This is a genomic window from Citrobacter sp. NCU1, assembly GCF_010231475.1.
Lineage (GTDB): Bacteria > Pseudomonadota > Gammaproteobacteria > Enterobacterales > Enterobacteriaceae > Citrobacter_D.
Map to the genome: position 1 here is coordinate 32,364 of NZ_NRDO01000084.1, position 15,562 is coordinate 47,925.

At 56.9% G+C, this 15,562-nt stretch carries 12 protein-coding genes and 1 pseudogene; 3 read left to right on the forward strand and 10 right to left on the reverse strand.

Features of this window, described 5'->3' with window-relative positions; all coding sequences use genetic code 11:
• Positions 1-24: 24 nt before the first annotated feature.
• Positions 25-2,046 carry an excinuclease ABC subunit UvrB gene (uvrB, locus tag CJP72_RS21765; protein ID WP_162383390.1) on the reverse strand — a complete coding sequence of 674 codons (2,022 nt, stop codon included), beginning with the start codon at positions 2,044-2,046 and terminating at the stop codon, positions 25-27.
• Between the two features lie 773 nt (positions 2,047-2,819).
• Between uvrB and CJP72_RS21770 the strand changes: the two are divergent.
• A pseudogene (locus CJP72_RS21770) lies at positions 2,820-3,542 on the forward strand (ABC transporter ATP-binding protein).
• Here the strand turns inward: CJP72_RS21770 and bioD are convergent.
• From bioD to bioB, 4 genes are read right to left on the reverse strand one after another with little or no spacing between them, the layout of a single operon-like run.
• Entirely contained in the window at positions 3,508-4,206 is a 699-nt protein-coding gene (bioD, locus tag CJP72_RS21775) for a dethiobiotin synthase (protein ID WP_162383391.1), read from the reverse strand. The pseudogene CJP72_RS21770 and the gene bioD overlap by 35 nt on opposite strands.
• The gene (gene bioC, locus CJP72_RS21780) at positions 4,199-4,954 is read right to left on the reverse strand and encodes a malonyl-ACP O-methyltransferase BioC (RefSeq protein ID WP_162383392.1); all 756 of its coding nucleotides are present in this window, start codon (positions 4,952-4,954) and stop codon (positions 4,199-4,201) included. Before bioC ends, bioD begins: the two co-directional genes overlap by 8 nt.
• Positions 4,941-6,095, reverse strand: a complete 1,155-nt coding sequence (gene bioF, locus CJP72_RS21785) for an 8-amino-7-oxononanoate synthase (protein WP_162383393.1) — start codon at positions 6,093-6,095, stop codon at positions 4,941-4,943. Before bioF ends, bioC begins: the two co-directional genes overlap by 14 nt.
• Positions 6,092-7,132, reverse strand: a complete 1,041-nt coding sequence (gene bioB, locus CJP72_RS21790) for a biotin synthase BioB (RefSeq protein ID WP_162383394.1) — start codon at positions 7,130-7,132, stop codon at positions 6,092-6,094. The genes bioF and bioB overlap by 4 nt, the downstream gene beginning before the upstream one ends.
• Before the next feature lie 86 nt (positions 7,133-7,218).
• Between bioB and bioA the strand changes: the two genes are divergently transcribed.
• Positions 7,219-8,508 (forward strand): adenosylmethionine--8-amino-7-oxononanoate transaminase, encoded by a 1,290-nt coding sequence (gene bioA / locus CJP72_RS21795; RefSeq protein WP_193568838.1) that lies wholly within the window; start codon positions 7,219-7,221, stop codon positions 8,506-8,508.
• A 65-nt stretch (positions 8,509-8,573) separates the two neighbouring features.
• The gene (locus tag CJP72_RS21800) at positions 8,574-9,050 is read left to right on the forward strand and encodes a kinase inhibitor (RefSeq protein ID WP_162383396.1); all 477 of its coding nucleotides are present in this window, start codon (positions 8,574-8,576) and stop codon (positions 9,048-9,050) included.
• A 91-nt stretch (positions 9,051-9,141) separates the two neighbouring features.
• On the opposite strand, the gene hutH is transcribed toward CJP72_RS21800, so the two are convergent.
• The 5 genes from hutH to hutI form a co-directional block, all read right to left on the reverse strand.
• Positions 9,142-10,662, reverse strand: a complete 1,521-nt coding sequence (hutH, locus tag CJP72_RS21805; protein WP_162383397.1) for a histidine ammonia-lyase — start codon at positions 10,660-10,662, stop codon at positions 9,142-9,144.
• 1 nt (position 10,663) lies between these two features.
• On the reverse strand, positions 10,664-12,349 hold the full coding sequence (gene hutU, locus CJP72_RS21810; RefSeq protein WP_162383398.1) for a urocanate hydratase: 1,686 nt from the start codon (positions 12,347-12,349) through the stop codon (positions 10,664-10,666).
• A gap of 136 nt (positions 12,350-12,485) precedes the next feature.
• The gene (locus tag CJP72_RS21815; protein WP_162383399.1) at positions 12,486-13,223 is read right to left on the reverse strand and encodes a histidine utilization repressor; all 738 of its coding nucleotides are present in this window, start codon (positions 13,221-13,223) and stop codon (positions 12,486-12,488) included.
• 39 nt (positions 13,224-13,262) lie between these two features.
• Positions 13,263-14,204, reverse strand: coding sequence for a formimidoylglutamase (gene hutG / locus CJP72_RS21820; RefSeq protein ID WP_162383400.1), 942 nt, complete (start codon positions 14,202-14,204; stop codon positions 13,263-13,265).
• Complete coding sequence (hutI, locus tag CJP72_RS21825) at positions 14,201-15,424, reverse strand: imidazolonepropionase (protein WP_162383401.1); 1,224 nt, start codon at positions 15,422-15,424, stop codon at positions 14,201-14,203. Before hutI ends, hutG begins: the two co-directional genes overlap by 4 nt.
• Positions 15,425-15,562 lie beyond the last annotated feature (138 nt).

Genomic DNA, 15,562 nt, shown 5'->3' on the forward strand with positions numbered 1-15,562 from the left:
TTATCAGGCATACCGCGAAGTCCCTTAAGACGCCGCAATAAACAACTCGCGTAACTGGTGCAATTGGTCGCGGATCTGCGCGGCTTCTTCAAACTCCAGATTCTGCGCATGTTGCATCATTTGCCCTTCCAGCTCATGAATTTTTTGCTGCAACGCTTTCGGCGTCATGTCCAGCTCAACCACATCGGACTTCGCCCCTGCGCGCGACTTCCCTTTCCCCTTCGCTTTTGTCTTCGCGATGTTCTGGCCGAGCGCCAGAATATCGACCACTTTTTTGTTCAGCCCCTGCGGGATAATACCGTGTTCTTCGTTGTACTGCTGCTGCTTCTCTCTGCGACGTTCTGTTTCGCCAATGGCCTTTGCCATTGACGCGGTGATTTTATCGCCGTAGAGAATGGCTTTGCCGTTGATATTGCGCGCCGCGCGCCCGATGGTCTGGATTAGCGAACGTTCAGAACGCAGGAAACCTTCTTTGTCGGCATCAAGTATCGCGACCAGCGAGACTTCCGGCATATCCAGCCCTTCACGTAACAGGTTAATCCCCACCAGCACGTCAAATTCGCCCAGACGCAGGTCGCGAATAATTTCCATACGCTCAACGGTGTCGATATCTGAGTGCAGGTAGCGCACGCGCTCACCGTGTTCTTCCAGATATTCCGTCAGATCTTCCGCCATCCGTTTGGTCAGCGTGGTCACTAACACACGCTCGTTGATCGCCGCGCGAAGACGGATTTCAGAGAGTAAATCATCCACCTGCGTCGCCACCGGACGGACTTCAATAACCGGATCCAGTAGCCCGGTCGGACGCACCACCTGATCCACAACATCCCCCCCGGATTTCTCCAGCTCATAGTTGCCCGGCGTTGCGGATACATAGATGGTTTGTGGTGCCAGCGCTTCGAACTCTTCAAACTTCAGAGGACGGTTATCCAGCGCTGACGGCAAACGAAATCCATACTCAACGAGCGTCTCTTTACGCGCTCTGTCGCCACGATACATCCCGCCAATCTGCGGAATAGTCACGTGGGATTCATCCACCACCAGCAGACCGTCAGCAGGCAGGTAATCAAACAGGGTCGGCGGCGGCTCGCCCGGCCCACGCCCGGAAAGATAACGAGAGTAGTTTTCGATGCCGGAGCAATATCCCAACTCGTTCATCATTTCCAGATCGAATTGGGTACGCTGTGATAAGCGCTGTTCTTCAAGCAGTTTGTTGTTCGCCAGCAGGTTTTTACGCCGTTCCGCCAGCTCGACTTTAATCTCTTCCATCGCCTGCACAATACGTTCACGCGGGGTGACGTAGTGCGTCTTAGGGTAGATGGTATAACGTGTAATCGTTGACTCCACCTGCCCGGTGAGCGGATCAAACAGCGACAAGCGCTCCACTTCTTCGTCGAACAACTCCACGCGCAGGGCGATGTCATCAGACTCTGCAGGAAAAATGTCGATCACCTCGCCGCGCACACGGAATGTACCGCGCTGGAAAGCCTGATCGTTGCGGGTATATTGCAGCTCCGCCAGGCGACGCAAAATGGCGCGCTGGTCAATAATCATGCCCACCGTCAGATGCAGCATCATTTTCAGGTATAAATCGGGATCGCCCAGACCGTAAATGGCAGAAACAGAGGCCACCACCACCACATCCCGCCGTTCCAGCAGCGCTTTGGTGGCCGACAGACGCATTTGTTCAATGTGTTCGTTCACCGAAGCATCTTTCTCGATAAACGTGTCGGAACTGGGCACATAGGCTTCGGGTTGGTAGTAGTCGTAGTAAGAGACGAAATATTCCACCGCGTTCTTCGGGAAGAACTCTTTCATTTCACCGTACAGTTGCGCCGCCAGCGTTTTATTTGGCGCCAGCACCATTGTCGGGCGCTGCAAGTCCGCAATCACGTTGGCAATGGTGAACGTTTTTCCTGACCCCGTGACACCCAGCAAGGTCTGGTGCGCCAGACCATCTTCCAGCCCTTCCTCCAGACGACGTATCGCCTCAGGTTGATCGCCAGAGGGTTTAAATGCGGAATTCAGTTTGAACGGTTTACTCATGAGCAGCTACCTGAAGGAATGGGCGGGCAGGTGTGTAATTTTACTCGGGATAGCTAATATTGCCAGTAAAATATACTGGATGAAAAAACAGTAGCACAGTAAAGTATTTCTGTTACGCGGGCAAAAACCACGTCATCACAGTGCAAAATTTAGCCTCAGACGAGATAAAAAACCATCCGATGTCGGTTATCCCCAGACCTATGACTTTTTTAACATTTGTCAAGCCATGTAATGTGCGTTTTATGACATTCAATGACACTTTTCTTGCAGCCATTGCTTTTATTTAACACGCTGTTTTACAAGAGATATTTCTTTAAGCCGTCTTTCGCGCCAATTCAGTCGCAAGCCGCGTATTCTCTCGCTTACGTTATGTTTTCTAACTCTAATGCACAAGGTTATCCACAGGAATAGTGGATAACTGCTTCCAGCCCGTATGGAGTGCCGCCTGGCAAAATCGACCTTCTGGTCATTTTCGTGTGACTAAAAAAAAATTATCGCTAATTTTTGATTTTTATCAGCTAACAATACGCTCCCGTCCAGACGAGATCTTGCTCGCATTTTCATCATTTTGTTGGTTGCACTGCTTTCGTCTCACCGGGCACCGACAGCGTGCAATCTTCTGCCATTACGCCTGGCCGGAGAAACTCCCGCCGCCCAAACTCAGGGTAACCGTCGAAAATCCTTCGCTTTTCACTCATGAGGGGGTTATGGCAAGAGAATTGCAGCGAATCCGGTCCTGCCGGTCAGGCGAATAGCATCTTGATGGAGGAGTTATGTTGAGTCTTCGCGCGGTGAATCAGTATTACGGTGGTCAACACACGCTGTGGAATGTTGATCTCGATTTAATCCCCGGACAATGCACCTGCGTGCTGGGGCTGCCTGGGATGGGGAAAACAACGCTGGTGAACTGTATTACGGGGAGTCTGCCCATCGAAAGCGGGACAATCTTTTGGCACGAAACGGGGGCTCCGCCCCGGGACCTGCGCGCCATGCCTGCCGCTGCGCGTTCTGCGATGGGAATGGGTTATGTCCCGCAAGAGCGACGCATCTTTTCACAACTGACCGTAGAAGAGAATCTGCATATTGCCCGCAAAGCCGCAGGGGAAAACAACACCGCGGCGCGCGGTGATATCTACGGTTTCTTCCCTGAACTTTATGCCCTGCGCCACAGCAAAGGCGTCATTCTCCCCGAGAACCATCAACAGCAACTGGCGCTGGCCTGTGCGCTGGTAACGCAACCACGTTTGCTGATCCTGGATGAACCGACGCGAGGGATAGGACACGCCTTTATCCACAAACTGGGGAATGTGCTTGTGAGGCTGAATCAGGAATAGGGACTCACCATTTTGCTGGTGGAACAACGCCTGCCGTTTATTCGCCGGGTCGCCGACCGCTTTTGCCTCCTGCACCGGGGACGCAACGTGGCACAGGGGCATCTGACCCAGCTAAACGACAGACTTCTTAATCAGTGGATGACGCCGGCTCCAGAGCGCTGAGATCGAGGTAATGGCCTGTCGGGACGTATTCCGGCGACTCGGCAAGCCAGGGAATTTCCCCTAACAGCGGCGCGGGGATCACCCGTGATAACGTCGCCATGTACTCCTGGTGACGCTTCCCTGGCGGCGTTACGTCGTTGGCAATCCAGCCTGCGAGCGTTAAACCGGCTTGCTGAACCGCCTGCGCTGTCAGCATCGCGTGGTTGATACATCCCAGTTTGACGCCCACCACCAGAATCACCGGCAGTTGCTCGGCACAGACCCAGTCAGCAAACGTCAGCGTGGTTGAAAGTGGCGTAAACCACCCCCCAGCCCCTTCAACCAACACCCAGTCAGCCTGGGCTTCTAATGCCCGTAAACCGTCAGACATGACCGTCGCGAGAATGGGTCTTCCCTCGTCGGCGCTGATAATATGCGGCGATGTCGGCTCCGCAAAGGTGTACGGATTGATCTCCTCATACGCCAGCCTCAACGCGCTGTTACGCTGTAATGCCAGCGCATCGCCGTTGCGTAAACCGTCCGTCGTCATTTCACTGCCCGACGCCACCGGTTTGTAACCCACCGTACGGTAACCCCGCAGAGCGGCGGCCTGCAGTAGCGCGCAACTGGCGACGGTTTTCCCGACTTCGGTGTCAGTCCCGGTGACAAAATAACGCTTAGTCACGTTCAATCACTCCCAGAAAAAGATGATAAGTCAGCGGGTATTTCCCCTGCTGTTGCGGCCAGGCCAGTTGCAGCTGCTGGAGCTGACGGCGGGTGAGCACTCGCTGTTCGCGCCCTTCATGCAGATGGGTTGCCCCAATGCCTTTGAGCGAACGCATCGCGCTCAGTGCATCGTCAAACCAGAGTGTGATCGCCTGAATCCTGTGACGGGCACGCCAGCCTCGCAAGGCGTTTTCTATCGCAACGCCGTCTAAAAAATGATTGGCGTGCGCCCGATTGTCGACCGCCAGCCACGCCTGACGCAGCTCCGGTAACGATCCTTGCGCCAGGGTGGTAAACGCCACCTGTCCACCGGGGCGTACCACGCGATACAGCTCCGACAACGCCTGGGGTAAATCACTGCACCATTGCACCGCAAGGTTACTCCAGGCCAGATCGAAGCTCGCCGTGGGCTGCGAAATCGCTTCAATATCCGCCATCACATAATGGTTCGCCGTCTGTTGCCGACGCGCCTCCTCGAGCATTTGCGCCGAGAGATCAAGCGCCGTCACTTCACAACCCAGCCCTCGCCAGTAGCGGCTCATGCGTCCCGGCCCGCAACCGGCATCCAGCACCTGTAAAAACGCGCGATCCGGCAATAACCCAAGCAACGCATCCGCGCTCTGGCGTTGCAGTTCGGCATGTTGTTCGTACTGCGTCGCGGCTCGCCCGAATGCCGCTGCGATGGCCTGCTTATCAAACTGCGCCATGCAGCACCTCCAGCAAACGATCGATGTCCTGTTTTTCGTGAGCCTGGGTCAGCGTCAAACGTAGCCGCGCAGTGCCAGCAGGAACGGTGGGCGGGCGGATCGCGGTCGCCCAGCACCCCTGGCTGCGCAACGTTTCCGCCAGTTGTAATGCGCGCGCGTTATCGCCGACGATCAGCGGCTGGATTGCGCTGTGCGAAGGCGCCAGGGCGAACGCCGTGGTATCCACGCCCGCGCGAAAATATGCAATCAATGACGCCAGTTTTTCTCTGCGCTGACGACCTTCATCGCTGCAAATCACCGCCAAAGAGGCGCGCAACGCCTGGGCCTGAGCGGGTGGCATACTGGTGCTGTAGATCAGGTGACGGGCGAACTGCAACAGATACTCTGCCACACTGTCGGAACAGAGAATCGCCGCCCCGCTGACGCCGAACCCTTTGCCGAACGTGACCACCAGCAGTTCAGGTTTCACCTGCTGCTGCCAGCAACTTCCTCGCCCCTCATCTCCGATAACGCCAATACCGTGCGCATCATCCACCAACAGCCACGCACGATGCTGTTGCGCGGCACGCTGAATATCGGCGAGCGGCGCGCTGTCGCCATCCATGCTGAATACCCCTTCGGTCACCACCAGTTGTTGACCCGAAGTCGGGGCAGCCAGTAAACGAGACAAATGTTCAGGGTTGTTATGCGTAAAGCGACGCAGTTGCGCAGGACTGAGGCTGGCGGCCTCCAGCAGCGACGCATGGCTGAGCCGGTCTGCCACGATGCGATCGTCTTTGGCCATCAATGCGGCAATGACCGCCTGATTCGCCGCAAAACCGGAGATGAATAACAGCGCACGCGAATACCCCAGCCACTGGGCCAGTTCTTCCTCCAGCGCCTGATGGGCAACGGAATAACCGCTAACATGACCCGAACCGCCGCTACCGACGCCAAAACGCTCCGCGCCTTGTTGCCAGGCGCAGATAATCTGCGGATGGTGACTCAGCCCCAGATAATCATTGCTGGAGAAATTGAGATACTGACGATCGCCCGCAGAAAGCCAGCGCCCGGCCCCCTGCACCACCGCATGGCGGCGGCGCAACGCATCGGCAGAACGACGCGCTGTCAGCGCATCGTCGATTTTTTGCTGCCAGGTCATACGGCTGCCGCGTTGTAATAATCGTCGGTGTCCGGGGTCATCAGCGCCTGTTCGAGGCGTTGCTGCTGTTCGTTGTCACCCGCCAGCACAGCCGTTTGTTGCGGATTCAGCCCCAGTTTGCGGAACAACTGCAGATCTTTATCCTCTTCCGGGTTTGGCGTGGTCAGCAGTTTACAGCCGTAGAACACCGAGTTTGCGCCCGCCATAAAGCACATGGCCTGGGTCTGTTCGTTCATCTGCTCACGGCCCGCGGAGAGACGCACAAACGAGGTGGGCATCATGATTCGCGCCACGGCAATGGTGCGAATAAAATCAAACGCGTCGACGTCGTCATTATCAGCCAGCGGCGTTCCTTTCACCTTCACCAGCATGTTAATGGGCACGCTTTCCGGCGGCGTCGGCAGGTTGGCTAATTGCAGCAGCAGTCCGGCCCGGTCTTTTACGGTTTCACCTAAACCCACAATACCGCCAGAACAAACCTTAATTCCCGCCTCGCGGACTTTATCCAGCGTGTCGAGACGCTCCTGATACGAACGGGTGGTGATAATGTTGCCGTAGAACTCTGGCGAGGTGTCGAGGTTGTGGTTGTAATAGTCCAGACCGGCTTCAGCCAGGCGCTGCGCCTGGGATTCGTTGAGGGTGCCCAGCGTCATACACGCCTCCAGCCCCAGCGCTTTCACCCCCTGCACCATCTGTTGCAGGTACGGCATATCGCGCTCATGTGGATTCTTCCAGGCCGCTCCCATACAGAAGCGGGTCGACCCCGCATTTTTGGCTTTCCGCGCAGAGTCCAGAACTTGTTCAACTTCCATCAAACGTTCTGACTCCAGACCCGTTTTGTAGCGAGAACTCTGCGGGCAATATTTACAGTCTTCCGGGCAGGCGCCGGTTTTGATCGACAACAACGTGCTGACCTGCACCTGCTGCGGGTCAAAATGTTGACGATGAACCTGTTGTGCTTCGAACAGCAAATCCAGCAACGGTTTTTCAAATAATTCGGTGACTTGCGACATTGTCCAGCGAGCGTGGTGAGCCATGTGGCCTCTCCAAAAGGTGTTGTTAATTTTTGATTCGGTGTAGACTCGTAAACCTAAATCTTTTTAATTTGGTTTACAAGTCGATTATGACAACGGATGATCTTGCCTTTGACCAACGCCATATCTGGCATCCCTACACCTCCATGACCTCACCGCTCCCGGTATATCCGGTGGAGCGCGCCGAAGGTTGCGAGCTGATTTTGTCTAATGGCGAACGCCTGGTTGACGGCATGTCCTCCTGGTGGGCAGCCATTCATGGCTACAACCACCCACAGCTCAATGCGGCCATGAAAACGCAGATCGACGCCATGTCACACGTCATGTTCGGCGGTATCACCCACGCCCCAGCCATCAATCTGTGCCGTAAACTGGTGGCGATGACGCCAGAGCGACTTGAATGCGTTTTTCTGGCGGATTCCGGTTCCGTCGCGGTGGAAGTGGCGATGAAAATGGCGCTGCAATACTGGCGGGCATTAGGCGAATCCCGCCAGCAGTTCCTGACGTTTCGTAACGGTTATCACGGGGATACATTTGGCGCGATGTCCGTCTGCGATCCGGAGAGCTCCATGCATAGCCTGTGGAAGGGTTATCTGCCGGATAACCTGTTCGCTCCCGCGCCGCAAAGCCGGATGGACGGTGAGTGGGATGAACGGGATATGGTGGCGTTTGCCCGTGTCATGGCCGCACACCGCAACGAGATTGCGGCGGTCATTCTGGAGCCGATAGTCCAGGGCGCGGGCGGCATGAGGATGTATCATCCTGAATGGCTACGACGCATCCGCAAAATGTGCGACCGTGAAGGCATCCTGCTGATTGCCGACGAGATTGCCACCGGATTTGGCCGGACAGGTAAACTGTTTGCCTGCGAGCACGCCGACATCTCGCCGGACATTCTGTGCCTGGGCAAAGCGCTGACTGGCGGTACTATGACCCTCTCCGCAACGTTAACCACCCGCCATATCGCGGAAACCATCAGCAACGGCGAAGCGGGATGCTTTATGCATGGCCCAACGTTTATGGGCAATCCACTGGCCTGCGCCGTGGCGACCGCCAGCTTGTCGCTGCTGGAAAGCGGAGAGTGGCAACAACAGGTTGCCGCCATCGAAACGCAATTACGCGCAGAATTAACGCCTGCCGCGCAGTCACCATGGGTGGCGGATGTGCGCGTGCTGGGCGCCATTGGGGTGGTGGAAACAACGCATCCGGTGAATATGGCGGCGCTGCAACGCTTCTTTGTGGAACAAGGGGTGTGGGTTCGCCCGTTCGGTAAACTTGTCTATCTGATGCCGCCTTACCTGATTCAGCCTGAGCAACTGCGTAAGCTGACGCAGGCAGTGAACGACGCCGTGACGCAGGAAACATTTTTTATCCATTAATCGGCGGTAAGCCCGTCGGATACTGGCTACACTTTTTTGCGATTCAGTCGATTAACGGAGGGGGCATGAAACTTATCAGCCACGACCTGCGTGACGGGGAAAAACTACCCCATCGCCAGGTGTTCAACGGGATGGGTTATGACGGGGATAATATCTCTCCGCACCTGGCCTGGGACGACGTCCCGACCGGAACGAAAAGCTTTGTCGTGACCTGTTACGATCCTGACGCACCCACCGGTTCAGGTTGGTGGCACTGGATTGTCGCCAACTTGCCCGCCGACACGCGCGTTTTACCGCAAGGCTCCGGCTCCGGTCTGACGCCGCTGCCGGAAGAAGCGATTCAAACCCGCACCGATTTTGGTAAAGCAGGTTACGGCGGCGCCGCGCCGCCAAAAGGGGAAACTCACCGCTATATCTTTACGGTGCATGCCCTGAATGTGGAACGCATTGACGTCGATGAAGGCGCCAGCGGCGCGATGGTCGGATTTAATGTCCATTTCCATTCGCTCGCCAGCGCGTCAATTACCGCGATGTTTAGTTAAGTGTCGTTATGCCGGGGGGCAGCGCTTGCGCCTTACCCGGCCTGCCTGGCTCATGCACAGGCCGGATAAGCCTTCGCGCCATCCGGTATTGTTACAAAAACGCAGGCACCAGGCGCAATAAATCCCCCCGCGCCAATAGCGCAGTGGCGCACTCGATATCCGGGGCGAAGAAACGATCCTGAGTATAGTGCGGAACCTGTTCACGTAATGCCTGGCGCGCCTGCTCCAGCAGTGGACTTGAGGTTAACCCTTCACGTAAATCAATCCCCTGACAGGCGGCCAGCCACTCGACGGCGATCACCCCTCGTGTATTGGCAGCCATTTCCCACAACCGACGACCCGCCGCCGGCGCCATCGAGACATGGTCTTCCTGGTTCGCCGATGTCGGCAGACTGTCGACACTGTGCGGATGCGCCAGCGCTTTGTTCTCGCTGGCCAACGCCGCCGCCGTCACCTGGGCTATCATAAAGCCGGAGTTAACCCCGCCATTTTTCACGAGGAACGGCGGTAACTGCGACATGTGTTTGTCCATCATCAACGCAATGCGTCTTTCTGAGAGCGCGCCAATCTCCGCGATCGCCAGCGCAAGGTTATCCGCTGCCATCGCCACCGGCTCCGCGTGGAAATTGCCACCGGAAATCACATCGCCCTCTTCGGCAAACACCAGCGGGTTATCCGAGACCGCGTTGGCCTCCACCAGCAGCACCTCCATGACCTGACGCATTTGCGTCAGACACGCGCCCATCACCTGTGGCTGACAGCGCAGAGAGTACGGGTCCTGCACTTTTTCACAGTTATGGTGAGAGTCGGAAATCGGGCTGTTTTCAGTCAGTACATGGCGATAAAGCGCCGCCGCGTCTATCTGCCCGCGTTGCCCACGCGCCGCATGAATGCGCGCATCAAACGGGCGACGCGATCCCAGCACGGCTTCCGTGGTCAGCGCGCCGCACACCAACGCAGAAGCAAATAATTCTTGCGCCTCAAACAAACCACGCAGAGCAAACGCCGTCGATGCCTGCGTGCCGTTAAGCAGCGCCAGCCCCTCTTTTGCCGCCAGCGTGACAGGCTCCAGACCCGCTTTACGCAGCGCGTCCTTCGCAGGTAGCCACTCACCTTGCCAGCGCGCTTTGCCCTCGCCGAGTAGCGTCAGTGACATGTGCGCCAGCGGCGCTAAGTCGCCAGACGCCCCCACCGAACCTTTTGCCGGAATCAGCGGATAGACCTCTGCGTTGACCAGCGCGATCAGGGCTTCAATGACGCTCAGGCGAATGCCTGAAAATCCACGGGCCAGGCTGTTGATTTTCAGCACCATCATCAGACGCACCATCGCGTCATCCAGCGGCTCGCCGACCCCTGCCGCATGTGAAAGCACCAGCGAACGCTGCAAATTTTGCAGATCTTCGTTGGCAATGCGCGTCTGTGCCAGCAGGCCGAAACCGGTATTGATCCCGTAAGCCGTACGCCCTTCAGCCACGATCGTGTTCACACAAGCGACGCTGGCATTGATGCCATCAATCGCACAGGCATCCAGACTCAGTTGCACTGGCTGCTGCCAGACGGCACGCAGTTGTTCAAGAGTTAACTGGCCTGGCGTTAACATTAGCGTATTCATATCAACGAGTTCCTTGAGTAGCCGCGATCATGGGTAAGTTCAGCCCCTGCTCAACCGCGCATTCGACGGCAATGTCATAACCGGCATCGGCATGACGCATCACGCCCGTGGCCGGATCGTTGTGCAGTACCCGGGCGATGCGCGCTGCCGCTTCGTCGGTGCCGTCACAGACGATCACCATCCCGGCATGCTGGGAGAAGCCCATTCCCACGCCGCCACCGTGATGCAGTGAAACCCAGGTTGCGCCGCTGGCGGTGTTGAGCAACGCATTCAACAGCGGCCAGTCGGAGACCGCATCGGAGCCATCACGCATCGCTTCGGTTTCACGGTTTGGGCTGGCGACGGAGCCGGAATCGAGATGGTCACGTCCGATCACAATCGGCGCGGAGACTTCGCCGCTGCGTACCATTTCGTTAAATGCCAGTCCCAGTTTTTGCCGCCACTCCAGTCCGACCCAGCAGATACGCGCGGGAAGTCCCTGGAAGTTGATGCGTTCACGGGCCATATCCAGCCAGTGATGCAGGTGTTTATCGTCTTTGACGATTTCTTTCACTTTGGCATCGGTTTTATAAATATCCTGCGGATCGCCGGAAAGCGCCACCCAGCGGAACGGGCCAATCCCACGGCAGAACAGCGGTCGAATATAGGCAGGGACAAAGCCGGGGAAATCAAACGCCTTTTCGACGCCCATCTCTTTAGCCATTTGGCGAATATTGTTGCCGTAGTCAAATGTCGGTACGCCCATTTCGCTAAATGCCAGCATGGCCTGGACGTGCGTCGCCATTGAACGTTTCGCGGCCAGTACCGTGCCTTGCGGGTCAGAAATCGCTTTCTGCTGGTACTCTTCCCAGTTCCAGCCGGAGGGCAGATAGCCATGCAGCGGATCGTGGGCGCTGGTCTGGTCAGTCACCATGTCCGGGCGTACGCCCCGTTTTACCAGTTCTGGCACAATGTCCGCCGCATTGGCGCACAGTGCGATTGAGACGGCTTTACCTTCACGGGTGTATTTTGCAATCCGCGCCAGCGCGTCATCCAGGGATTCAGCCTGCTCGTCCACATAGCGGGTACGCAAACGGAAATCGATACGGCTTTGCTGACATTCAATGTTCAGTGAACACGCGCCAGCCAGCGTTGCGGCCAACGGTTGAGCGCCCCCCATACCGCCAAGCCCGGCGGTCAGAACCCAGCGCCCTGCCAGTTTGCCCTGATAATGCTGCCGTCCGGCTTCGACAAACGTTTCATACGTGCCTTGTACGATCCCCTGACTACCGATGTAGATCCAGCTTCCGGCCGTCATTTGGCCGTACATGGCCAGACCTTTCGCATCCAGCTCGTTGAAGTGCTCCCAGGTCGCCCAGTGTGGTACCAGGTTGGAGTTGGCGATCAACACGCGCGGCGCATTTTCATGCGTTTTGAATACGCCCACCGGTTTGCCGGATTGCACCAACAAAGTTTCATCGTCATTCAGTTGGGTCAACGCGTTAACGATAGCGTCGTAACATTGCCAGTCGCGTGCGGCGCGCCCTATCCCGCCATACACCACCAGTTCATGGGGATTTTCAGCAACATCGGGATCAAGGTTATTCATTAGCATGCGCAGCGGCGCTTCGGTCAGCCAGCTTTTGGCTGTTAGGGTCGTCCCTCTTGGGGCACGGATATCCTGCTCACGATATTTGCTTTGGGGCATGACAGATTCCTCACTAACGCTCAGATAAGTCACTAACATATACTTGTCTATACAAGCTATCGCAAGGACGCAATTAACAGAAATGATACATTTTTGTTATATTGCGTCAGCAATCACGGTTTTCAGGGGTGTCCGGTCAGGACATAAAATGGCCTTGCAGGCGATAACGCGACCCCGGAAAGAGTAAACGCGCATGGGAGACGATCTGTGTTGCCGACCAGGTGGTACGACGGATCAGCAGGCAAGGGTCATGTTCTTTGATAGTTAATAAGGCGCACTCCTCCGCCGTGGCGCGCACCGCCTCAACAATGTGCTCCCCTTCCGTCAGTGGGGCGATCAGCGACAAATACGCATGTGGCGTGGTCTGGTGGTAATCCTGAGAGAGATACTCCGGCACCACGTCTGCATTCACACAGCGATCCTCAATCTGCACCGGCAGAGCGTCTTCGTAGTGCACCATGATGGAATGGAAAATGGGCGTCCCTTCTTTGACGTTGAGCGCCGCCGCCTGCAACGCCGTTGCCCGCGTGCTCTCCAGCGTCAGCACTTCGCAACGGTGCTGATGGTGACGGGCGATGATTTCGTCAGCAATGCTGCGAATTTCAAACAGCGCAGATTGCCCTTTCGGCTCCGCGACGAATGTCCCAACGCCCTGTAGACGGACCAGCAGCCCCTCATCGGTAAGCTCCCGCAGCGCCCGGTTGATGGTCATTCGACTGAAACCATACTGCGCCACCAGCTCCGCTTCCGACGGAATACGATCATGAGGTTGCCAGACTCCGCTGGCGATTTTTTCGCTGATGGCCTGTTTGACCTTTTCATAAAAGGGCGCAGGCGCACTGGCCGTGGCAGAACGTGAGCGAGAGGGGAACATGCAACAGCCTTCCTTATGCGTATAAAAGTGGGTCTGGTGTTAGTGCCACCAGTGCGCGATTTGCCAGCCAAGCCGCGCTGCAACTCGCGCTGCTTTGCCATCATCGTCAAAGCGGGGGTTAAATTCAACCATATCCACCGCCTGAAGTTTACCGCTTCGACAAACAGGTTCCACCAGACGCATCACGGTGGCCAGCGGCACCCCCAGCGCGGCAGGTGCGGAAACGGCGGGCATTTCCCAGACGGGAAGCACGTCGAGATCGACAGTCAGATAGATTTTGTCCACGCTGGCGATAAACTGCGACAGTTGCGGTTGTGCGTCACCACAGTCCAGATCCTCAACGACCGTCACCTTACGCCGTTGCGCTTCATCCCATAGCGCGGCGGTATTTGCCGCCCGACTCACGCCAAAGCAGGCATAATGAAACCCGCGCCCCTGAGACTCGCAGAGCTGCGCCAGTTGCCGAAATGGCGTGCCGGACGTCGCGCTTTGTGCGTGGCGAAGATCGAGATGCGCATCCAGATTGAGGATCCCCACGCGTGCATCCGGGAACGCATCCAGAACGCCAGCCCCGTGACCAAACGCGGTTTCATGCCCGCCGCCCAATACCAGAGTACGCATACTGGCCTGGTGACAGTGTCGTACGGCATCACGCAACGCGTTTTGCGCCGCCTCCAGATCGGGGGCTTGCGCGATGATATTGCCTAAATCCACCAGTCGCTCGTGCCCCTGATGGGCCGCCAGGTTCGCCAGCGCTCTTCGCAGCGCATCCGGTGCGCCCGCCGCGCCAGGACGCCCCTGATTACGCTTTACGCCTTCGTCGCAGGCAAAACCCAGTAGCGCAATGCTATCCGGATATGAGGAGGGGGAGAATGTCGGACTGAGCGTTATCGTCTGGAACAGGCGCAACGCATTGGCGGCTTCAGCGCTGTCATCACGCCCTTGCCACAAAGAACGGGGGGTCGGTTGCCATTGCGTCATTTGATTTGCCCTCTGAAAACACGTTGATACAACGGATTACGGCCCGGTTCATACAGGATTTCAACCGGAAGCGCCGCATCCCAGACCACAAAATCAGCCACATAGCCCGCTTTTAGCTGCCCATGCGTGGCCTGCCGCCCGAGCGCGCGCGCAGCATGGCGTGTGACACCTGCCCATGCCTCTTCCGGCGTTAGACCAAACTGAACGCAGGCCATATTCATGGCCAGATGCAGACTGATGAATGGACTGGTGCCCGGGTTAAAATCGGTGGCGACGGCCATCGGCACCTGGTAGCGGCGCAGCAGTTCAACCGGCGGACGCTGCGTCTCTTTGAGAAAATAAAACGCCCCCGGCAGCAGGACGCCAACGGTGCCGCTTTGGCGCATCGCCGCCACGCCCGCTTCGTCCAGATATTCGATATGATCGGCAGACAGACCGTGATAGCGACTGACTAACTGCGCGCCGCCCAACAAAGAGAGTTGCTCGACGTGCCCCCTAACCGGGATCCCCAACGCCTGTGCGGCCTGAAACACACGCTCGCTTTGCGCCAGCGTAAAGCCGACGCTTTCGCAGAACAGATCCACCGTCTCAAACAACCCCTTTTCCCATAAGCGAGGAAGCATCGACTCGCACACCTGCGTGATATAACCGTCAGGATCGTCGCGATATTCCGCAGGGGTGGCGTGCGCCGCCAGTAACGTCGGACTGATTTCCACGGTATTTTCAGCAGCCAGCGCCGCGACAACCTGTAGCATCTTCTCTTCTGTCGGCAAATCCAGACCGTAGCCCGACTTTATCTCCAGTAGCGTAACGCCTTCTTTAACAAGGCGCGCCATTCTGGCCCGTGCGATGGTAAGCAAATCGTCTGCGGAGGCTTTTCGCGTCGCTGCCACGGTCGAATTAATCCCACCGCCCTGCGCGCTAATCTGTTGATACGATACGCCGTTCAGCCGCTGTTCCCATTCTGCGGCGCGGTTGCCGCCAAAAATCAGGTGCGTATGGCAGTCTATCAACCCAGGCGTGACCAGGCGGCCCTGCATATCAAACGTTTTTCCTTGCGCCACGTCTAATGAAGCTTCGGGGACAATCGCCAGTATGTTGCCCTGACGCACCACCAGCGCATGCCCATCGACCATGCCATACGGCGTGTTGCGTTCGGGATCCATGGTCGCCAGCCGGACATTCCGCCAAATTACGTCATCAGGTAAAAGTTGCCGCATTCCATCCACCACTTGTCATAGGTTGTATAGACATTTATTTTTATTCCGGCACTATTGTCAACCGGGGGGACGATAAATGTTGCTTATTTGTGACATGCAGGCCCAATCCACGCGGCATCCACCGCCTAAAAATGAACT